The following is a 21,369-nucleotide window of genomic DNA, read 5'->3' on the forward strand; positions in this document are numbered from 1 at the left end:
GTGCTTGGATGGCCAGTCCAAGTATATCTGGACTTACACTTATATGAACTCGCTGAACATATTCTTTAGACGTTCCACCAAACCCGGCTTCGAAACGGCTTCCTGATTCGGAGCTGTACTCTGCTTGTTCCGGTTGACCGTCTTCTTATTCCCGCTGCTGCTGTTTCCGCGTCCGCGGAATCTGCGGACAACGTTATGCAGGATGCCTACCCCTCCGGTAAATCCGGGATCGCGGACTCCGATATAATCCGGCACCGCAACGCGCACAGAGGCTGATAGTTCAGTCTGGGCTGCTTTTAATACTCCCGGCATAGATACAGTGCCACCCGTTAGTATATAACCTCCGGGAAGCTCATTGTAACCAAGCCGCTTCACTTCCTGACGAATCAAATGGAAGATTTCCTGCACTCTCGGTTCAATGATCGCCGCAAGATCTTCCTGATTAAATTCTTTTTCCACATTGCTGCCGATCCGGAGCACCTTGAACACCACGTCAGAAGCGGCGTCGTCAATCCAGGCGCAGCCATACTTCAGCTTCACCTTCTCCGCCTGATCAGTAAGTGTACGGAGTCCGTATGCGATATCATTGGTTACAAATTCTCCGCCGATCGGGATCGTGGAGGTGGCACAAAGGGAACCTTCTTCATATACGGCTATCGTCGTTGAGCCCGCACCGATGTCAACCAGCACGGCGCCCATTGATTTCTCATCTTTGGAAAGCGCTAATCCGCCAGCTCCAAGAGACATCAGTACAAGATCTTTGACTTTAAGTCCTGATTTCTCTACGCAGCGAAGCAGATTATGTATTGGCGTTTTGGCCCCGGTAATAATCGTCGCTTCCACTTCCAGACGAACTCCGATCATCCCGCGGGGATCCTGGATTCCTTCAAGGCCATCGACGATATATTGCTTGGCGACAACATCAATTACCTCGCGTTCAGGAGGCAGTGCAATAACTTCTGCTGCCTTGATTACACGATCGATATCATCTTCGCCGATTTCACGATCCTCATTCTGAACGGCCACGACACCATGACTGGATTGAAGCCCGATATGATTGCCGGAAATGCCGACATAGACCTCGGATATTTGTATACCGACCATTTGCTCCGCATGATCTACAGCACTCTTGATCGATTGCACAGTCTGGTCGATATCTACAATCGCACCTTTTCGTATTCCTTCCGAATCAGCAGATCCAACGCCAATAATATTAAAGGTTCCATTAGTAACTTCCCCAATAATTGCCCGAACTTTGGATGTACCGATGTCCAAACTAACAATGATGTCATTGTTGCTCAAGCCCTATGGCACCTCCTGTTATTATCAAAATGAAATGTAAAGCTGATTTAGTTTTTGGTTTCCATTGAAGAAAAACTTCTCTGTACATATTCAACATCTCTAATCCTTTCCCTCTTTTTTCTACAAATTTTTTGAGTGGGATAATATTACAAGCATCTCGCATGAAGACAGTTGCTGCTAGAAACCTGAAAACAGGCATTTATTACATGAAATATGAGTGTAATAAAGAAATGTCATCCATATTTGATACTTCATTTCAAAAAATCCGAAGAAAAAAGAGGGACGTTGCCTATTGCCCGTAAAACCGATTGTAGCATTTTTTTCTTACTATTAGTAGGGCCTATTTACTCTTGCGTGTCCTCTTTCACATTCTCCTCTTTTACAGGTGCAAAAGGAACATAGGAATCCGCTTCAAGCATCTTGATCAGTCCGGGCTCCTCTGTCTCTATCACTTGATTTAAATACTCTACTTTATCCTTAAGCAAAGAAATTGCCGTAATGACTTCAAAATGCGAACGGGTATATAGCTTGATGCGGTCTGGAAAGGATAATGTTGGTGATGGCACAATCTCGGAAATGTCACTGGTCAGTTCATTCGGGATACTGGCGAGAGTCTGGCACAATTTGGCTTTATGGGGATCATCTTCCCCCCAGCTTGTCAAGATCGGCTTCTCCACCGCAATGCCCGTTTCATTCACGGAAACAGCAGCGCCGCTGGATAGAATCGCCTCCAGTACCCCATCTTGATCCAATTCATAGGCAACTGCAGGGTACTCCTTAATACTGATGGAGACTAGACCGGGAAATTTCTTTTCCACACTGGCCTCCTGAACCGTCTTGAGTTCCTTAAGGCGATCGGCCACTGCGTCATTCGAGACGGCAAAATACTGTCCTCCGAGGGCAAGTCCGCTTTTTTCAAGCAGCTCCTCACGGGTGGAATATTTGTTTCCCTGAAATTGAATCTCTGTAATCCGGCTCATTGACGAGCGGAAGAAAATCACGGCCAGCAGCGCAATAAACAGCAGCAGCAGAATGAAAGTAATCTTTCGGCTCATTTTTTTGGTAGGCTTGTCCTCTTTAAGAAGAGGTAAACGGGTTTTTGGCATCTCATATCTCCGTAATAAGGCCCTGTCTCCTTCCCACGCATGAAGCTGAAGGAGACAGGGAGCTTTAATTGGCCAAATCAAACGGACCCGGCACAGGTACTTTGCGGCTGATGCGTGCACCCAGCTTCTGAAAGAGCTGCTCAATGCCGTCATATCCGCGGTCAATATGATGCGCCTGCTCAACGACCGTGGTCCCATGAGCGGCGAGTCCGGCAATCACCAGGGCAGCTCCCGCCCGCAGGTCGGTTGCTTCCACCGTTGCTCCATACAGTCTCTGCACCCCGCGGATAAACGCACGGTTCAGATCAATGGAAATATCGGCGCCCATCCTGGCCATCTCCTCCACATGCTTGAAGCGTCCCTCGAACACCGTCTCTTTGATGACGCTGAACCCGTCGGCCAGCGACAGCAGCACCATTACCTGAGATTGGAGATCTGTGGGAAAGGAAGGGTAGGGAGAAGTAACGATTCGTTCCACCGCACGGGGACGTCCCATGCAACTGATATTAATTATATCATTGCATACGGTGATTTGAACACCAGCCCTCCTCAGCACATGGATCAGGGAGGTTAGATGCCCGGCATTGGTATGGGTCAATGTAACGTTGCCCCGCGTAGCGGCAGCGGCAATCATGACCGTTCCGGCGACAATCCTGTCGGGAATAACCTCGTACGTACAGGGATACAGCTTCTTTACACCTTGAATCGTAATGGTATCGGTACCGGCACCGATAATCTGGGCACCCATCTGATTCAGGAAATTCTGCAGATCCTGAATCTCCGGCTCTCTGGCCGCACCCGATATCGTTGTCGTTCCTTCTGCCATGGAAGCAGCCATCATAATGTTCTCCGTGGCTCCGACACTAGGATAATCAAGATGTATATCGCTTCCCTTAAGTCTTGCGGCCCGGCAGGAAATCCGTCCATTGCTCTCTTCAATTTCCGCCCCCAGCTGCTTCAACCCCTGCAGATGAAGATCAATCTTGCGCTCCCCGATCGCACAGCCTCCCGGCTGATAAATCGTCACCTCTCCAAATCTGGATAATAACGGTCCCATCAGAAAAATAGACGATCTCATCTGCCGCATTAAATCCTCAGGAACATGGGAAGTGCCTAGCATTGATGTGTCGATAGTCACCGTCTCGTCTTCATGCACGCCCCTGCAGCCCAGCCGTTCCAAAATATTCAGCATTGTTTCGATGTCCAGCAGCTTCGGCACATTATGCAGTGAGTGAACTCCTTCGGCCAGCAGGCTTGCCGCCAGGATCGGCAGCGCCGCATTTTTTGCTCCATGGATACGTATGGTGCCTGACAGGGGGTTTCCACCCTCAATCACCAATTTGTCCAATGTATCACCTCCGAGATTACCGCTCACCCACCACAAGCACTTCCCGTACAAGGAGCAATGAAATGTGCGGGATGGCCCTCCCGCTTTGTCATCTCATAAACCGGAAGTGCCCTGGGTGATTGTCACGATTATAGGATTATCCTATGTTCATAACCCCGGGTGTGTGACAGTGGAGGATAACAAGAAGATTAACGCACTAAGTACAGGTTCGGCACGGAGAATTGCTTTGCTGTTCACCAAGAAACTCATAACCTCTTAACTAGAGAAAAAGTGCGCGCTTCCCCGCCTAATTGCCTGTTCACGCAAGCGGGAAACAACATCGTCTTCAGTTATACATTACCCAACAACCTGCAGAAGACCTAGGCTTTACGGTTGGCCACGAGCCTGCGCAGCTCGGCCACGACCAGCGAGGCGGAATCTCTTTTGCCCAGACGTCTTGAGGCTTCCGACATGCTTCTCTGCACATCTTCTGCGCCAATAATCTTCTGTACAGCCGCCAGCAGGGTCTGGCCGTTCAGCTCCTTCTCCAGCAGTACAACCGCCGCACCTTCACGTTCCAATTGTCTAGCATTTGCTTCCTGATGATTATTCGTCACGTTGGGAGACGGGATAAGGACAGAGGGGATACCCAGTGCCGTAATTTCTGCAAGAAAAGATGCGCCTGCCCGGTTCACAATCAGAGAAAGACAAGCCAGAACCTCGGGCATGTTGTGAATATAGGGAAGGATATGCAGCCAGCTTGGCTCGCTTCCCAGCTTTTGACGCAGGGCTTTCCGGGTCTCTTCGAAATAGGACTCGCCGGTAACATACACATAATGAACACCATTACCCTTACCCACATACGGGGCCATCTCAATCATCGCCTGATTGATGGCCTTAGCCCCCCCGCTGCCTCCGACAACCAGCACCACTGTACTGCCTTCAGGAATGCCCAGTGATGCGAAACCTCTTTGAGCGCTGGCAGTCGTTACGGTTGTTGCCCGGGGATTGCCTGTATAAATAACGTTTTTGCCTCCCGGAAAAGCCGATTCAGTCCCCTCAAAGCTTACGGCAACCGTGTCGGCATACCGGCTGAGGAAGCGGTTCGTAAGCCCGGGAATGGCATTCTGCTCATGAATCAAGGTCGGAATTCCAAGACGGGAGGCCGCATAAACGACCGGGCCGCAGACATAGCCTCCAGTGCCGATCACGACATCCGGTTTAAATTCTCTGAGCATTTCTTTGGAGGTTTTAACCCCCTTAAGGAAACGCATGACTGTTTTTACATTGTCCATGGAGAGCTTCCGGCGGAAGCCCGTAATATCAATCGCTTTGAATGGAATTTTCTCCTGGGGAACGATTTTACTCTCCAGACCACGCTTGCCTCCGATATACAAAAAGGCAGAGCCCTTGTCTTCCTCTTCCAGCTGTCTGGCGACGGCGACGGCGGGATAAATATGCCCCCCCGTACCCCCGCCGCTTAATACGATACGCATGTCTCTCACCTCGCATAACGGGATAAATTCAGTAAAATACCGAGTGATGTAAGCATCAGGGTCAGCGACGAGCCTCCATAGCTGATCAGCGGGAGCGTAATGCCCGTCACCGGCATCATGCCGATGACAACACCGATGTTGATGATGACCTGGACAGCCACCATACAGACGATGCCTACGGCCAGATAACTGCCGAAACGGTCAGGCAGGCTCATCGCCACCTTCATCCCGCGCCAGATCAGAATCAGAAACAGCAGCAATACCGCCAGCCCCCCGATAAATCCGAGCTCCTCGGCCAATATAGAAAAAATAAAATCAGTCTGCGGCTCCGGCACGTAGCTGTACTTTTGCCGGCTCATGCCCAGTCCAAGACCGCCAAGACCACCTGGTCCAATCGCATACAGCGACTGGATAATCTGGTAACCGGCACCGAGCGGATCGGACCAGGGATCCAGGAATGCTGTAATGCGCTGCAAGCGGTATGGCGCGGCAGCAATCAACCCGGCGAACCCGGCGATGCCGGCCACACCGAGTGACAGCAGATGCTTCATCCGGGCTCCTGCCGTAAACACCATCATCAGGGCGGCACCGAACATTACAGTTCCAGTGCCCAGATCCGGCTGCAGCATAATCAGCCCAAAAGCAGAACCAATCAGTGCCAGGGGAGGAAGCAGCCCGCGGGTGAAGACGGAGATATCATAGTCATCCTGTCCCAGCCATTTTGCCAGAAAAAGAATCATCCCCATCTTCATAAACTCGGAGGGTTGAATTCCGAAGGAGCTGATCCCCAGCCAGCTCCGCGCACCGCCGCGCACAACCCCGATTCCGGGAATGAGCACCATCACGAGCAGAACGAAGCAGATGATCAGAGCAGGCTTCGCAAATTTTTTGAGCACCAGGTAGTCCGTGTTGGCGGTAACAAACATTGCCCCGAGACCCAGCCCGGCAAACAGCAGCTGTCTTTTAACAAAATAAAACGAATCGCCATAATTGCGGAAGCCCAAAACGGACCCGGCGCTGTACACCATCACCATGCCGATTGCCAGTAGAGCCAGAATCGGAATCAGCAGCCAGATATCAGGCGCATGACGGGATTTCTTCATCAGGAGCACACCTCTTGCATCCGTAGTAGGGGCTTATCCACCCCCCTACTTAAAGGTTATGCACCGCCTCTTTAAAAATACGCCCGCGCTCCTCATAGGAAGTAAACATATCCCAACTTGCACAGGCAGGGGACAGGAGAACAACATCTCCTTCTTCCGCAAGAGCGGAAGCCTCCCGGACAGCCTGCTGCAGCACGGCGGCGGCGCTCTCCCCATTATCGACGGAGATGATGTGCTTTACTCCTGCCATTTGCGCCACACTGGCCAGCTTGTCCTTTGTTTGCCCCAGGACCACCAGCCCCTTCACATTGCCGCTGAGGACAGGCAGAAGCTCCATATAATCGGACCCGCGGTCGAGTCCCCCGGCGATCAATACAATCGGCTCGCGGAACGAAGCCAATGCCATGGAGGTGGCTTTGGAGTTTGTTGCTTTGGAATTGTTGTAGTAAGCGGCGCCAGCCTTATCCGCCACATATTCCAGACGGTGCTCCACCCCGCGGAAAGAAGCCAGCACAGCCCCAAGACCCTCCGGAGCTGCTCCGGCAGCGATAGCGATCCCGCAGGCAGCCAAGGCATTCTCAACGTTGAACCGCCCCGGCAGGCCAATGGAATCCACCGTAGCAATCTCCGTCTCGCTCTCTGAATAATCACGATAAATGATTACCCGTTTGTGGTCATCTTCGATATCCGGCACAAAAGAGGGACGAACAAAGATGCCCTGAACCAGCTCCTCCGTCATGGAGAAAGGCAATATACTGCCTTTGATATAAGGAACCAGGCCCCGGCAAACCGGATCATCCCAGTTCAGCACAGCCGTGTCACTAGGCCCCTGGTTAGCAAACAGCTTCGCTTTGGAAGCAACATAATCGTCCATGCCGCCATGATAATCCAGATGGGTTTCGGCTACGTTCAGCAGAGCACCCACCTTGGGACGGAAGGTCTCCGTCCCTTTAAGCTGGAAGCTGCTTAGTTCGACAACCATCCAGTTGTCCTCCTCCGCCTCCAGAGCGGCCTGAGAGAGCGGCGTACCGATGTTGCCGGCAACAATTGGCTTCATCCCTGAGGCCTCCAGCATGCGTCCTACCCAGGTCGTAGTCGTTGTCTTGCCGTTGGAGCCGGTAATACCGATCATGGGGGCGGCACAGAGCCGGTAAGCCACCTCCACCTCGGTCACAACCTCGATGCCTAGCTGCAGCGCCTGCTGCACTGGAGGGACAGTGTAGGGAATGCCCGGATTTTTGACCACCAGGCTGACACCTGAATGAATCAGTCCTTCCGGATGTCCGCCGCATATAACAGAAATTCCCAAAGTTTCCAGTTCGGAAGCTTCGGGACTTTGATCTCTTTCCTTTTTATCGTTAACCGTAACTACCGCACCGCGCTCATGCAGCACTTTGGCCACCTGGACGCCGCTTTTAGCCAGCCCCAGGACGACCACCTCTTCCCCTCGGTACATATCCGGATGTTTCATTCTTTACAACCCCTTGCTGATATATAGTCCTACTGCCGCCAGCACAAGGCTAACCGCCCAGAAGGAGACAACAACCCGCCATTCCGACCAGCCGCCGAGCTCAAAGTGATGGTGGATCGGGCTCATTCTGAATATGCGCTTGCCGCGCGTTTTAAAGGAGGCTACCTGCAAAATAACAGACAACATCTCAACCACAAAAACTCCGCCAATCACAACAAACAGCAGCTCGGTTTTGGTCACAATCGCAATAGCCCCGATCGCACCGCCAATTCCGAAGGAACCGAAGTCTCCCATAAATACTTTGGCCGGATGGGCATTAAATACCAGAAAACCTAACACCGCCCCGATCATCGCTGCTGCGCAGACACCGGCAGCAATCGAGGTAGCCTGCATGGCCACTACGGCAAAGGCGGCAAGCGCGATCGCGCTGACACCCGACAGCAATCCGTCTACTCCGTCAGTAAAGTTTACTGCATTCGTGACCGCCATCATCATGAGGATAATAAATGGATAGTAGAACCATGCGCCCCAATCAAAGCTGATGGAGGTTCCCGGTACGCTGATACCTGTATTATGGCCGGCGTTAATCAACAGAACGCATAACACCACCCCGATCAGCAGTTGACCTGCCAGCTTTTGGCGGGCTGTAAGTCCCAGCGAACGCTTGAAAGCAATTTTAATATAATCATCAAGGAAACCAATCAGCCCGTAACCGAGCGTTGCTACCAAAAGGACATAAAAGTCCGAATTCACCACGGAAAATTTCAGAAAAGATAAAGTGAAGGCCACCATAATAATGATACCGCCCATGGTAGGCGTTCCAGCTTTTTTCAAATGAGTTTGCGGTCCGTCATCACGAACCTGCTGTCCGAATTTCATCCGTCTCAGCAGCGGAATGATCAGCGGAGCGGCAATGACCGCAAGGATAAAGGACACAGCAATCGTCAGCAGCAGCAGTTGATAATCCATGGGTACACCCCCTCCAATATGTTAAGTTTGCTCAAAATGTTTGTTTAGGCTGTGCAGTACTTCTTCCAAGCGCATTCCTCTGGAAGCCTTGAACAGCACAACATCGTCAGGACTGCATTTCCCGATCAAGACGGAAGTCAGCTCCGCTTTGTCCGTAAAAGAAAACACGCGTTCTGCTCCGAATTTGTCCCTTGCCGTCTCAGCAATGTGAGCGGAGAGTGGTCCATAAGCAAAGACCAGATCCGTTTCCTCTGGATCGAGATAAGTCCCGATCTCCTGGTGGAACCGCACTTCATCCGGCCCAAGTTCCAGCATGTCCCCCAGCACAGCGATTCGGCTGCCAGTGCATTTCATAGACTGCAGCACATCAATCGCTGCTTTCATCGAGGTAGGACTGGCGTTATAAGCATCATTCAGCAAGGTAAGTCCCGAAGAGGTCAGCATCACTTCAATCCGCATGCCGGTCAGCTTAAGCCTCTTCAGCCCATCCTCTACTTGGTCATCAGTTACGCCGAAATGACGTGCAACCGCAAGCGCGGCCAATGCGTTGACTACATTATGCCTGCCCGGCAGCGGGAGCGTATAGGCACGCTCCTTATGGAGTGAACTGGTAAAGGTCATACCTCCGCTATGCGTCATCATTCCGGTCGGATAATCATCGTTATCCGTAGAGATGCCGAAACGCAAGGTATGCATTCCCTCCGGCGCATGGAAGGAGGCCTCGGCCATAACCTCAGCTAGTAGCGGCTCATCCCCATTATAGATCAGCAGACCTCCCGGCTTCAGCCCTTCGGCAATCTCCAGCTTGGCCCGGGCAATCTCCTTGCGGGAGCCGAGCTGCAGCAAATGAGATTCGCCTACATTCGTGATGACGGCCACATCAGGCGCAGCGAGCGAAGCGAGCAGGGCGATTTCGCCCCTTGAGCTCATCCCCATCTCCAACACGGCGATCTCCACATCCTCGCGCATAGAAAGGACCGTAAGCGGCAGTCCGATATGGTTATTGAAATTGCCTTGAGTTTTATGAACCTTAAATTGTCCTTCAAGCAAGGCTGTAATCATATCCTTGGTAGTCGTTTTGCCGTTGCTGCCTGTAACCGCAACAACCTGCGGAGCAATTTCGCTCAAATAAGCAGCAGCCAGCTTCTGCAGTGCAGACAGCGTGTCTTCTACCAGAATAACCCCGCCGCCTTCAGGCGCAGTCCCCTTATCCTTCTGCCATAGCGTTGCAGCCGCTCCCGCAGCCAAAGCTGCAGCACCATAATGATGTCCGTCAAAGTTGTCTCCGGCTAGCGGAACGAACAGACAGTCAGATGTAATTTTGCGGGAATCGGTAACCACTCCGGCAATCTTTACATTCATATCTTCAGCGGAAAACACTTCTCCCCCGCACATGTCAGCGATATTTCGCAGCGTTCTTGTAATCAATAGCTTCGGCCCCTTATCACTTCTTTGGCGACAATGCGGTCATCGAAATCATGAACCACTCCGCCGATCAACTGGTAGGTCTCATGACCTTTCCCCGCAATCAATACTACATCGCCGGGGCTTGCCATTTCAATAGCTTTTCTGATCGCTTCCCGCCGGTCGGGAACCATTTCATAACGTTCCTGCGCTACCCCATCCTCTTTCAGTCCCGCTTCAATATCCCGCAGAATCAGCAGCGGATCTTCGGTCCGGGGGTTGTCAGAGGTCACAAATACGCTGTCGCTGTATTTGGCTGCGATTTTCCCCATCAACGGCCGTTTGGTGGTATCTCTGTCCCCGCCGCAGCCAAAGACGGTAAGCACTTTGCCGGTTGCAAATTCGCTGACTGCCTTCAACACATTTTCAAGGCCATCCGGTGTATGGGCATAGTCAACGATAACCGCAAAGTCCTGCCCCTCATCCACCGACTCCACCCGTCCGTCCACACCTGGCACAGACTCTAAGCTGGCTTTGATCTCTTGAAGCGGCACATCTTCTAGAAGAGCGGCAGTGATAGCGGCAAGTGCATTATATACGTTAAACTTGCCGACCATGCGCAGAGAAATGTCTGCCTCTCCCTTAAACGTATCCACATGGAAAAATGTTCCTTTGGATGTGATCGAAATTTGTGAGGCTCGGACATTTGCCTTGCTGTCGATGCCGTATGTAATCACTTCCGCTGCAGTCTGGGCAGAAAAATAGGCGCTCGCCTCATCGTCCGCGTTAAGTACGGCATATTTGCGCTCTTCTTTCCATGGAGAAATAGCGTTGCCGAGACGGGAGAAGAACAGGCCTTTAACGGCGCGATACTCTTCCATTGTATGATGATAATCGAGATGATCCTGGGTTAAATTCGTAAATATCGCTGTGCGGTAATCTGTCCCCTTCACGCGTCCCTGCTGCAGCGCATGGGAGGAGACCTCCATAACGCAGCAATGTACACCTTTAAGCACCATATCTTGAAGCGTACGCTGCAGTTCAAGCGACTCCTGCGTGGTGCCTGACATCGGATAACTTTGTCCGTCATATCGCATTTGAATGGTTCCGATCAGTCCCGTTTTTACACCATGGTCCTGCATGATCCGTTCAATCAGATAAGTGGTAGTAGTTTTGCCGTTGGTGCCAGTTATCCCTATCATTCTCATGCGGCTGCTAGGCGATCCGAAGAAGACATTTGCCAGCACGGACATAGCAAACCTGCTGTCGTCCACTACGAGCTGGGGCAGATCAATATCCAGCCTCCGCTCGCAGACGATGGCAGCGGCTCCACTCGCGGCAGCCTGCGGGGCAAATTTATGCCCATCCACAGTATGTCCCGGCAAACAAATAAATAAATCACCCGGTTTCACTTGGCGGGAATCCGTCTGAAGATCGGAAATCTCTGTTTCACCATCGCCGTATAGGCGCGAAGCTGCAAGACAAGAAGATAATTCATTAATGTTCATAGCAATCCCTCACTCTGCTTTGTCATTCTTATCATTCACCGGAAGACCCCATATAAATCCTGATTGTCGAGCCTTGTTCGACTCTAGCTCCCGCTTTGGGGGCCTGATTGACTACGGTATTGCCTGAGCCTGAACGCACGAGCGTAAAATTCATGTTGAGATCTTCATAAATATCCTGAACTGTGGCGCCTGTCAGATCGGGAACCGTCACAATCGGAGTCTCCCCGTACTTATAGGTTTTGGGAAGCTGGTCTTTACGCTCCGGCACCTTCAAATAACGCAGGGAGTCCTCAAGAATGTTCTGTACGATCGGAGCCGCCACCACGCCCCCAAACTGTATGCCCTGTGGATTATCCACCGCAGTGTACACAACAATCTGCGGGTCATCCGCAGGCGCAAATCCTACAAAAGATACGATATGCTCTGTAGGAGAATATCGGCCATTAATTACTTTCTGTGCCGTCCCTGTCTTGCCCCCCACACGGTAGCCGTCAATAAATGCCGGCCGGCCGGTGCCTTTGGCAACTACGCTCTCAAGGGCAGCCCGCACCTTCTTCGAGGTTTCCTCTGAAATAACCTGCCGCACTTCTTGCGGCTTCACTTCCGATACCGTCTCACCGGTATCCGGATTAATCCATGCCTTAGCAACATGAGGCGTGTACAGCTTACCGCCGTTTATTGCCGCAGACACTGCCGCAATCTGCTGAATCGGCGTAACCGACACCCCTTGGCCAAAAGCTGTTGTAGCGAGTTCTACCGGCCCCACCTGCGAAGGCTTGAACAGGATACCGCTTGCCTCCCCGTTCAAATCGATCCCCGTCTTCGTGCCAAAGCCGAAATCACGGATATATTTGAACAAGGTATCTTTGCCAAGACGCTGGCCCATCACGACAAAACCCGGATTGCAGGAATTCTCCACCACTTCGAGAAAGGTTTGGCTGCCATGGCCGCCTTTTTTCCAGCAGCGCAGCTTCGCCCCTCCGACCTCAATAAAACCGGGGTCAAAAAAATGCTCATGCTGCAAATCCACCTTACCCTCCTGCAGCGCCGCAGCCAGGGTAATAATCTTGAATGTCGAACCCGGTTCATATGTCATCCATATTGGCAGATTACGGTTATAGACTGCCGCATCGTATTCCTTGTAAGCGCCCGGCTCATAACCCGGCCGGCTCGCCATTGCCAGAATCTCGCCATTTTTCGGATTCATAGCAATAGCCCAGCTGCCCTGAGCCTGATATTTCACCATTGCCTGATCCAGCTCCCGTTCCATAATGGACTGGATCTGCTTATCAATGGTCAACTGCAGACTCAGTCCCTCCTGGGGTTCGAAATACTTCTCAGAGGAGCCAGGCATTAACCGGCCGCCTGCATCAGACAAATAAGATATTTTCCCGTCAATTCCCCGCAGCAGTTTATCGTAAATATTCTCAACGCCGGTGATGCCCTGATTATCGATTCCCGTGAATCCAAGAATATGGGCCGCCAAATCCCCGTAAGGATAATAACGTTTGTTGTCCTCAGCGACAACGATGCCCGGCAGCTGCAAATCACGGATGCTCGCGGCAAGCTCCATCGTAATTTTGCGGCCGCCGGGCTGTAGCTTCACCGAAGACTTCCCTTTAGACAGCAGCGTCACTAGCTTCACCTCAGTCATGCCGAGTAGTGGAGCCAGCTGTTTTGCTGTTCCTTGCTTATCCTTCACCTGCACAGGAACCGCATAAATCGTAGGCGAGCTGACATTATAGGCCAGTGACGTCCCTTCACGGTCCAATATTTCACCGCGTTTTGCAGTAAAAGGTATGTCACGGCGCAGCAAATTTTCCGCCTTGGCGCTGAGTTCTTCGCCTTTGGACAACTGCACATAGGCAAGACGCACGGCCAGAGAGCCGAACAATACGGCCAATCCCAGCAGCGTCCACAGCATTCTCTGCCGAGTTACGACTTTCGAAACCTTCATTCCGTTCTCCCCGCTTTCGCTCGTATAGACATGATCTCTTATCTCATGACTATTCGGGACAAACAGGGCTTAGAACAGCCTGTACGATTGCCGCTCTTAAGCTAATGGGGCTAACACGGTTTTACCACTGCCAGAACGGCTTTGGTTCACTTCTTTAATAGCCCGAGATCCCCGGCCTACTCTTTCGCCGCATCCTCTGACGGCACCGTAACCGGGATATCCTCACCGTATTCATTGATCGGATTGAGCTTCAGAGTAACCAGAGGCTTGCCATTTTTGATGCCTTGCGTTTGCTCGGAGACATACCCTTCGCCATCCACAGCAATGCCGACCTTCAGAAGATTGAGAATTTCCAGCGCATCCCGCAGGGATTGCCCGCGCAAATCCGGAACGGTCTGTTTCTCACCCTGCTGAGTTAACAGGTAAATGCGCTGTCCTGTTGCAAGCACAGTTCCTTTCTCTGGGTACTGGCTGACCACAGTAGCTCCTTGACCCACAGTTTCAAAATCATATCCCCCATTGATAAGCAGCTCCCTGGCTGCCTTCACGGTTTTGCCCGTCAGATCAGGTGCCTTGCGCTGTACAGTGGCTTGCGCCTTGACCGTTTTCTTGCCGCTGTCGGTATCGCTCGTGTCACCCATTTTGGGCACGCCCATATAGGGCAGAGCCTGGGATACGATCTCCTGGAACACCGGGCCCGCCGCGATACCGCCGCCGGCAGCGTCGGCAGGCTCGTCAATAATGACATAGACCGCGATCTTCGGATCATTGACCGGTGCGTATCCGAGAAAGGAAGAGCGCACCTTGTCCCGGTCATAACCACCTTTGCCGTCAGGCTTGATCGCCGTCCCGGTCTTGCCCGCCACACGGTAGCCCTCAATGTAGGCGTGTCTCCCGGTCCCATGCTGCAAATCCGCAACAACCTGCTCCAGATAGCTTCCGGTCTCGCGTGCGCTTTCCTTCGAGATAACCTGACGTACAACCTTAGGCTGGGTGACCGTTGTCTTCCCGGTATTCGGATCGGTAATTTCCTTGACGACATGCGGTACCATCAGCTTGCCGCCGTTCGCAATGGCTGCCACCGCCGTAAGCTGTTGGATCGGAGTAACGAGCAATTTCCCGTGACCGTAAGAAAGTGTAGCATTTTCCGACACATTGTTCGGGTCGGGGTTAACAAGCCCGATGATTTCTCCCGGAAGGTCGATGCCTGTTTTATCTTTGAAACCAAAATCAGTGATATATTGCAGCAGCCTTTCCTTACCAAGCATTTCATAGCCAAGCTTGACAAAAGCTACGTTGCTGGAACGTTTAACCCCTTCAAGGTAAGTGATTTCACCCCATCCTACTCTGTTGATATCAGGAATAGGCTTGCGCAAACCCTTGAGTTTGATTTGGCCGGACTTAAAATAGGCATCCGGATCAAAGAGGTTTTCCTCCACCGCACCGGCCAGCGTTACAATCTTGAACGTCGACCCCGGCTCAAATCTCGACATGATGGCGTGGTTATAGAAGTCCCCCGGTTTTGTTTCCGAATTCCAGAATTCATTGGGATTGAAGGTAGGCAAATTGGCCATGCCCAGAATCTCCATCGTGTTCGGGTCGGCGGCAATCACACTTATGGACTTTGGTTTGTACAGCTCATAAGCTTTTTTCATCGCTTCTTCGATGTAATACTGAATTGTGCTGTCGATGGTCAGCTTGAAATCACTGCCGTTCACGACAGGCTGGAAAGTATCCTGTGAGTCAGGCAGCTTGAACCCTTTGCCGTCACTCTGGTAATACAGCTTGCCGTCGACGCCTTTAAGCTGCTTATCGAAATATTTCTCCAGCCCCGCTATGGCAATGCCGTCTCTGTCGGTATAACCCAAAATATGCGCGGCAAGTGTTTTCTTGGGATAATAACGTCTCTGCTCCCTGACCGTGCCGACGCCGGTTTCGAGAATATCATGCTCCTTGCGGAGCTTTTCGATAAAAGCGTCCACCTTGTCCTTCATTTCCTGGTCGATTTTCCAGCCTTCGGTGCGAACCTCACGATTCTTGAGAAAATTGCCTTTATCATCCTTGGCCTCAACCAGTACCTTCAACTGATCCACCGGCTTGTTCAGCAGGTCATGCAGACCCTGAATAACTTCTTCCCCGATTTTCAGTTCAGCAATGACCGCGGGGTCCACCACAACGGTATATGCCGGGACATCACTAGCCAGAACAATGCCGTTGCGGTCTTCAATCGTTCCCCGCACCGCTTTAATAACCGATTTATGGGCCCACTGATCGGCCGCCTTTTCCTGCCAGGACTCGCTTTGCAGAACCTGTATCCAGAAGACCCGGGCGACTAAAACAAGAAAAAAGAGGGTAATACACCCTCCTATAAACAGCGTGCGAAGTTTTATTCTTTTTACCATAAGGAAACCTCACAAACTCTATTATTGCGACTTCTGCCAATCGCTATTGGTTATCTCCGTCAGTTGAAGTACTACCCACCGGCACATAAATAGTGGTATCCTCAGGCGGCTGCACGTATCCCAGCTTTTTTGCCTTCTCGATTACCAACTGCTCTAAATTCTGCTTCTCCATCTGATATGTGGCAATCTGCTTTTTGTTGTTTGCAATTTCGCTGTCCAGCTTCTGAGCCTGCAAGTTCAAATCATAAATGTGGACGTAACGCCAAATCAGGGCGACAGCCACCAGCACAAATGCTCCCAGTGTCAGCATATACATCAGCTTCTCCTGCAGTGGAAGCACCATCCGCCTAGTGACAACTTTTGTCTTCTCGCGGTAAAGCGGGTTTACCTCTTCTTTTCTCTTGGGCTTGACTGCTAAATTGCCGCGGGTATAGGCCATCTCTGACTCTCCTTTATCGTCTTTTTTACAATTTCTCTGCAATACGCAGTTTCGCTGAACGGGCGCGCGGGTTAAGCTCCAGCTCTTCCTCGGAAGGAACGAGTGGCTTGCGGTTAATTAACTTGAGAGTGCCTTCAGCGCCGCATACGCAAAAAGGAAAGTCAGGCGGGCAAGTGCATCTGCTTAAATAGCTGCTGAAGATTTGCTTGCAAATCCGGTCCTCCAGGGAATGGAAGGTAATTACAGATACCCTTCCTCCGGGTGCCAGGCAGCGCACTGCTCCATGAAGTCCTTCCTCGAAAGCGCCAAGCTCGTCGTTCACGGCGATTCTCAGACCCTGAAAACTGCGTTTGGCGGGATGTCCACCCGTCCTGCGCGCAGCTGCAGGGATGCCTTCCTTAATCAGCTCAGCCAATTCGCCTGTACTTTCTACCGGCCTTCCCTCTCTTCGCTCCACAATTTTGCGGGCGATCCGCCGCGAGAACTTCTCTTCTCCGTATTGGAAAAGCACGCGGGCGATTTCCTGCTCGCTCCATGTATTAACGATTTCGGCTGCTGTCAGCTCTGCGGACTGGTCCATCCGCATATCAAGCGGAGCATCGTGATTATAGCTGAACCCCCGTTCCCCTTCATCGAACTGGGGTGAGGATACGCCAAGATCAAACAGGATTCCGTCGACTTGGGGAACACCATCTTTTTGCGGCACAAAAGGAAGCTCCTTCAGCACCTGCTCAAGATCGCGAAAGTTAGTCTTAACCAGAACAACCTTCTCCCCGTATTCAGCCATCTTCTCCCTCGCATTGTTCAAAGCCCACTCATCCTGATCCAGACAGATCAGCCGGCCTTCGCCGCTAAGCTTGGATGCGATAAGAGAACTGTGTCCGGCTCCTCCGAGCGTACAGTCAACGTAAATCCCATCCTTCTTGATGTGCAGCCCTTCTGTCGCTTCTTCCTTAAGCACCGTGATGTGGTGAAACAAGCTGCATCCCTCCAGGGCAGTATTCGAATTGTGTTTGTGTATGTTATAGATCAAAATTGAAATCCACCAATTTTTCGGCAATCTCGTTGAACGATTCCTCTGACTGTTCGAAGTACTGCTCCCATAGCTCCTTGTTCCAGATCTCCACCCGGTTCGAAACGCCCAGAATAACACAGTCCTTGTCCAGCTTGGCATATTGCCGCAAATTCCCCGGCAGATTCACCCTGCCTTGCTTGTCCCATACACATTCTGTCGCTCCTGAGAAAAAAAAGCGGCTGAAGGCACGGGCATCCGATTTCATCAGTGAAAGGCTTTTGAGCTTTTGCTCCATGATTCCCCATTCTTCCATGGGATAAACAAACAGGCAGGAGTCGAGGCCTCGGGTCGCTACGAAAGAGGTTCCGAGCAATTCACGGAACTTGGCCGGAATAATGATGCGGCCCTTGTCGTCAATGCTATGCTGGAATTCCCCCATAAACATAGTTTTACCCACCCTTTGCTACCGATTCCCCACTTTACCCCACTTTACACCACCTAAGCATAATAGATTCGCCATTAAAAATCAAAAACCTTTTTCCGCAGCAAGGTAATTTTTTCTTGTTTGTCAAGTCATCCCCTCCACAGGCACCTGACTCTATGCATTCACCCATCCGGATCAAAAAAAGAAGCCCGCACCATATACATGGCAACGGGCCTATCGATAAGGATAAAATACCGCTTAGTCGTTCAAATTCCAGCTGTCCAGATATTCCACCTGCGCTGGAGTCAGGCTATCGATAGCAATTCCCAGACTTTCGAGCTTGTAGCGTGCCACCTGCTCATCCAGATCATAAGGAACATTCTCCACTTTGACACCGATGCTCTTGTAATTATCATTCACATATTTAAGCGACAACGCCTGCAAAGCGAAAGTCGTATCCATTATTTCCGCCGGATGCCCATCGGCCGCACCCAGATTGACCAGCCGGCCTTCAGCCAGCAGATACAGCTTGCGTCCGTCCTTCAACTGGTATTCCTCGATATTTTTACGCACGGTACGCTGGGATACCGATCGTTCCGCAAGTTCCGGTTTATTCACTTCCACATCAAAATGTCCGGCATTGCACATAATTGCGCCGTCCTTCATAACATCGTAATGCTCGCCGCGGATGACATACCGGTTGCCGGTAACCGTAACGAAGAAATCACCGCGTTTGGCCGCTTCCAGCATCGGCATCACATGGAATCCATCCATATGCGCTTCCACTGCCTTGATTGCATCCACTTCAGTGACGATTACGTTAGCTCCCAAGCCTTTAGCCCTCATGGCTACCCCTTTGCCGCACCAGCCGTAACCGACTACAACCACGGTTTTGCCTGCTACAATCAGGTTGGTTGTACGGACGATCCCGTCCCATGCCGACTGGCCCGTACCATAACGGTTATCAAACAAATATTTGCAATACGCATCATTGACGGCAACCATCGGGAACTTCAGGATGCCCTGCTTCTGCAGTGCCTTCAGCCGAATGATCCCTGTAGTAGTTTCCTCAGCACCGCCGCGGATATTCTCCATCAGGTCGGGACGTTCCGAATGCAGCAGGGTCGCAAAATCTCCTCCGTCATCGATGATCAGATCCGGCTTACTCTCCAAAGCCTTGATATTCAGTGCCTTAAACTCCTCCGGTGAGGGATTATATTTGGCGAACACTGTAATGCCGTCTTCGACAAGCGCCGCGCAAACATCGTCCTGGGTCGACAGCGGATTTGATCCGGTTATTGTAACTTCAGCACCGCCCGCCTTGACTACCTTCGCAAGATAAGCCGTCTTTGCTTCCAGATGCAGCGTAATCGACACCTTCAGCCCTTTGAAAGGCTGCTCAGCTTCGAACTGCTCGCGGATGCGGTTCAGCACCGGCATATGCTGGCGGACCCAGTCGATTTTCAGATGCCCTTCATGCGCGAGCGACATGTCCGCGACAATACTATTTTCTTTCGACATTGAACTCATTTATGAAACCTCCTAAAAGTTTTGTAAACATAGACTTCCTTGAACTATATAAGTTGAACTTTAGATTTACTGATCAGGCATTAGAACGCAACTGCGGTGAATGTTTGGACTTCCGACCGCTGCTTTAGCCTCTAGCTAGTTCTTTAGTTCAACTTATATAGCTTCGAACAAAACTTGCTTCGTAAGCTTACTTCTTTTTCCCTACATATAAATAATACGGTGCGTTCCGCTGAAGTCGGCGGGTATGGTCATCAGTTCATCCAGCCAAGCCGGGCCGTAGCGGTTCAAGTAATACATCATATTGTATACTCTTTCCTGCGGCTTTCCCAGCGGCATGAGTGACAGCTCAATCCGCTCCCATTGGCGGAGCGCAGCTTCATTTTGCTTCTCCATGGCATCCTGGGCTTTTCCCTGTAAAAATGCAATCTGATCCAGGATCTTCTCTTTATTGTTATTGCCTAATTTAAGCAGACCGGCCTGAATCGTTCCGAGCTGTTCGATCAGCGGCTCATACATGGCGGAGAAGGCTTCCTTCGTTTCCTCGAACCTGCGGCCAAGCTCGAGTTCATCCTGGGCGGTGATCCATTCTTTCCGTTTCTGTTCAAGCCCTTGTCTAACATCCTCGAAGGAGAGGCTGTATTTATTCATATGCTTATGCAGTGTTCCTTCTATGACTGTAAAAGACATGCGCGGAAGGATCAGCGGCATCTGTCCGCCGACAACTTCGAAGGCATTGCGTGGAATGGCCCAATAGGCCAGTTCCCCTTGTCCTAATACCGTGCCCAGAACCGGCAGGACATAATCCTGCATAAGCGGACGTGTCAGCACATTGTTGCTGAACCGTTCAGGATGGTCTTCAAGCACTGCCAGCATTTCCTCCGGCGAGAAGGTGATGACACCCTTGCGGTCAGTATATCGCCCATCTGCCTTATGCAGCAGCAGCCGCGTACCTTCATGTATATAGAAAAGATTTGCATTGCCGGGAGTTACATCTGCCTGCAGTTCATATCCTCCGTCAACTATACCCATTGCCGATTGTTTGTAGGCTGCTTCCAGCTCATCATTGCGTTCAATCAGTTTGGCAAAAAACGGCTTCTCCAGCTTGCGCAGCTCCGGATCGGCAGAATCCAGCAGAATCAGGCCGAATTTGCCGAATAGCGAACCGATCAGCTTGGCAAAAGCATCGCTCATGCTGCCCGCCATTCGTGATGATTCACGGATAAACTCCATGATTTGCGGTTTGAATTCACTTTCCTGAAGCAGGCCATCCAGTTCGGCAATGACCTGCTCCCATCCGGATTCTTCCACCTTAATATCACTGACAGAAGAACGGGGGCCTTCAGCTTTGTCCAGCTTGATTCTGGTGATCTCCCCGGTGCGGTTTAAGACAAATGTATGATTAACCTCGTCCCAGTCATGATCTTCACCAGCAACCCAAAAGAGCGGCACAACCGGCCGTCCAAGCTGGGCTGCAGCTTCTTTTGCCGCCTGGATGGTGGTGATCACCTTATATACGACAAACAGCGGACCTGTAAACAGGCCGCTTTGCTGCCCCCCGGTCACCACCAGCGTCCCTGGCTGTTCCAGCAGCGCCAGAGCATTCATTACCGCAGAATGGGGATTATGCTGTTCGTTATAGAGCCGTAAAGCTGAAGCAATCTTAGTACGGTCGGCACGCTGATGTTCATTTGCATCCAGCCACGCCGCCCGTTTCTCTCGGCTGTCTTCATTTCTGAAATCCCCGCCGTACAAATGCTCTACCGTTTCATAACGGTCTATATAGTCGCGTGCGAGCGCAGATCCGCCCGGGATCGGTTCCGGTACTACTTCCATGTACAAATGCCTCCTGTTCAGCTATGCCTGCTATATGTAATCACAAATTCGTAAACTCTTTATGATTGTATCCAATGTAAGTG

The 21,369-nt window shown here is 51.3% G+C and carries 16 protein-coding genes; all 16 read right to left on the reverse strand.

The genetic code is table 11. From position 1 onward, the window contains the following. Positions 1-39: 39 nt before the first annotated feature. Positions 40-1,302 carry a cell division protein FtsA gene (gene ftsA, locus ACQ76X_RS06150; protein ID WP_438492298.1) on the reverse strand — a complete coding sequence of 421 codons (1,263 nt, stop codon included), beginning with the start codon at positions 1,300-1,302 and terminating at the stop codon, positions 40-42. Between the two features lie 344 nt (positions 1,303-1,646). Then, entirely contained in the window at positions 1,647-2,408 is a 762-nt protein-coding gene (locus ACQ76X_RS06155) for a cell division protein FtsQ/DivIB (RefSeq protein ID WP_438492300.1), read from the reverse strand. 64 nt (positions 2,409-2,472) lie between these two features. After that, on the reverse strand, positions 2,473-3,756 hold the full coding sequence (gene murA, locus ACQ76X_RS06160; RefSeq protein WP_038595361.1) for a UDP-N-acetylglucosamine 1-carboxyvinyltransferase: 1,284 nt from the start codon (positions 3,754-3,756) through the stop codon (positions 2,473-2,475). Positions 3,757-4,115: 359 nt separating this feature from the next. Further along, positions 4,116-5,231, reverse strand: coding sequence for an undecaprenyldiphospho-muramoylpentapeptide beta-N-acetylglucosaminyltransferase (gene murG, locus ACQ76X_RS06165; protein ID WP_438492301.1), 1,116 nt, complete (start codon positions 5,229-5,231; stop codon positions 4,116-4,118). A 5-nt stretch (positions 5,232-5,236) separates the two neighbouring features. Then, positions 5,237-6,334 (reverse strand): stage V sporulation protein E, encoded by a 1,098-nt coding sequence (gene spoVE / locus ACQ76X_RS06170; protein WP_438492303.1) that lies wholly within the window; start codon positions 6,332-6,334, stop codon positions 5,237-5,239. Positions 6,335-6,383: 49 nt separating this feature from the next. Further along, complete coding sequence (gene murD / locus ACQ76X_RS06175; RefSeq protein WP_438492305.1) at positions 6,384-7,805, reverse strand: UDP-N-acetylmuramoyl-L-alanine--D-glutamate ligase; 1,422 nt, start codon at positions 7,803-7,805, stop codon at positions 6,384-6,386. Positions 7,806-7,808: 3 nt separating this feature from the next. Further along, the gene (gene mraY / locus ACQ76X_RS06180; protein ID WP_438492307.1) at positions 7,809-8,774 is read right to left on the reverse strand and encodes a phospho-N-acetylmuramoyl-pentapeptide-transferase; all 966 of its coding nucleotides are present in this window, start codon (positions 8,772-8,774) and stop codon (positions 7,809-7,811) included. 21 nt (positions 8,775-8,795) lie between these two features. Next, positions 8,796-10,202: a UDP-N-acetylmuramoyl-tripeptide--D-alanyl-D-alanine ligase gene (locus ACQ76X_RS06185; RefSeq protein WP_438492309.1), complete on the reverse strand. Its 1,407-nt coding sequence runs from the start codon at positions 10,200-10,202 to the stop codon at positions 8,796-8,798. Next, complete coding sequence (locus tag ACQ76X_RS06190) at positions 10,199-11,686, reverse strand: UDP-N-acetylmuramoyl-L-alanyl-D-glutamate--2,6-diaminopimelate ligase (protein WP_038595369.1); 1,488 nt, start codon at positions 11,684-11,686, stop codon at positions 10,199-10,201. The genes ACQ76X_RS06185 and ACQ76X_RS06190 overlap by 4 nt, the downstream gene beginning before the upstream one ends. A gap of 31 nt (positions 11,687-11,717) precedes the next feature. Then, positions 11,718-13,643: a stage V sporulation protein D gene (locus tag ACQ76X_RS06195; protein WP_438492312.1), complete on the reverse strand. Its 1,926-nt coding sequence runs from the start codon at positions 13,641-13,643 to the stop codon at positions 11,718-11,720. A gap of 176 nt (positions 13,644-13,819) precedes the next feature. Further along, complete coding sequence (locus ACQ76X_RS06200) at positions 13,820-16,045, reverse strand: penicillin-binding transpeptidase domain-containing protein (protein ID WP_438492314.1); 2,226 nt, start codon at positions 16,043-16,045, stop codon at positions 13,820-13,822. Between the two features lie 43 nt (positions 16,046-16,088). Then, positions 16,089-16,484, reverse strand: coding sequence for a hypothetical protein (locus ACQ76X_RS06205; protein ID WP_438492316.1), 396 nt, complete (start codon positions 16,482-16,484; stop codon positions 16,089-16,091). Positions 16,485-16,509: 25 nt separating this feature from the next. Beyond that, on the reverse strand, positions 16,510-17,463 hold the full coding sequence (gene rsmH / locus ACQ76X_RS06210) for a 16S rRNA (cytosine(1402)-N(4))-methyltransferase RsmH (protein ID WP_438492318.1): 954 nt from the start codon (positions 17,461-17,463) through the stop codon (positions 16,510-16,512). 43 nt (positions 17,464-17,506) lie between these two features. After that, a complete protein-coding gene (mraZ, locus tag ACQ76X_RS06215; protein ID WP_038595376.1) occupies positions 17,507-17,944 on the reverse strand; it encodes a division/cell wall cluster transcriptional repressor MraZ in 438 nt (145 codons plus the stop codon). A 237-nt stretch (positions 17,945-18,181) separates the two neighbouring features. Continuing rightward, positions 18,182-19,453: an adenosylhomocysteinase gene (locus ACQ76X_RS06220; protein WP_076109040.1), complete on the reverse strand. Its 1,272-nt coding sequence runs from the start codon at positions 19,451-19,453 to the stop codon at positions 18,182-18,184. A 201-nt stretch (positions 19,454-19,654) separates the two neighbouring features. After that, positions 19,655-21,286: a bacillithiol biosynthesis cysteine-adding enzyme BshC gene (gene bshC / locus ACQ76X_RS06225; RefSeq protein WP_438492321.1), complete on the reverse strand. Its 1,632-nt coding sequence runs from the start codon at positions 21,284-21,286 to the stop codon at positions 19,655-19,657. Between the last annotated feature and the right edge of the window lie 83 nt (positions 21,287-21,369).

It is taken from the genome of Paenibacillus sp. IHBB 3054 (assembly GCF_051594305.1).
GTDB lineage: Bacteria > Bacillota > Bacilli > Paenibacillales > Paenibacillaceae > Paenibacillus_AQ.

What these genes read in the sequence shown, in the direction of transcription:
- ACQ76X_RS06155 (WP_438492300.1), bottom strand. Translation starts at nt 2,408, where the DNA reads ATGCCAAAAACCCGTTTACCTCTTCTTAAAGAGGACAAGCCTACCAAA.
- murG (WP_438492301.1), bottom strand. Translation starts at nt 5,231, where the DNA reads ATGCGTATCGTATTAAGCGGCGGGGGTACGGGGGGGCATATTTATCCC.
- spoVE (WP_438492303.1), bottom strand. Translation starts at nt 6,334, where the DNA reads ATGAAGAAATCCCGTCATGCGCCTGATATCTGGCTGCTGATTCCGATT.
- murD (WP_438492305.1), bottom strand. Translation starts at nt 7,805, where the DNA reads ATGAAACATCCGGATATGTACCGAGGGGAAGAGGTGGTCGTCCTGGGG.
- mraY (WP_438492307.1), bottom strand. Translation starts at nt 8,774, where the DNA reads ATGGATTATCAACTGCTGCTGCTGACGATTGCTGTGTCCTTTATCCTT.
- ACQ76X_RS06190 (WP_038595369.1), bottom strand. Translation starts at nt 11,686, where the DNA reads ATGAACATTAATGAATTATCTTCTTGTCTTGCAGCTTCGCGCCTATAC.
- ACQ76X_RS06195 (WP_438492312.1), bottom strand. Translation starts at nt 13,643, where the DNA reads ATGAAGGTTTCGAAAGTCGTAACTCGGCAGAGAATGCTGTGGACGCTG.
- ACQ76X_RS06200 (WP_438492314.1), bottom strand. Translation starts at nt 16,045, where the DNA reads ATGGTAAAAAGAATAAAACTTCGCACGCTGTTTATAGGAGGGTGTATT.
- ACQ76X_RS06205 (WP_438492316.1), bottom strand. Translation starts at nt 16,484, where the DNA reads ATGGCCTATACCCGCGGCAATTTAGCAGTCAAGCCCAAGAGAAAAGAA.
- mraZ (WP_038595376.1), bottom strand. Translation starts at nt 17,944, where the DNA reads ATGTTTATGGGGGAATTCCAGCATAGCATTGACGACAAGGGCCGCATC.
- ACQ76X_RS06220 (WP_076109040.1), bottom strand. Translation starts at nt 19,453, where the DNA reads ATGAGTTCAATGTCGAAAGAAAATAGTATTGTCGCGGACATGTCGCTC.
- bshC (WP_438492321.1), bottom strand. Translation starts at nt 21,286, where the DNA reads ATGGAAGTAGTACCGGAACCGATCCCGGGCGGATCTGCGCTCGCACGC.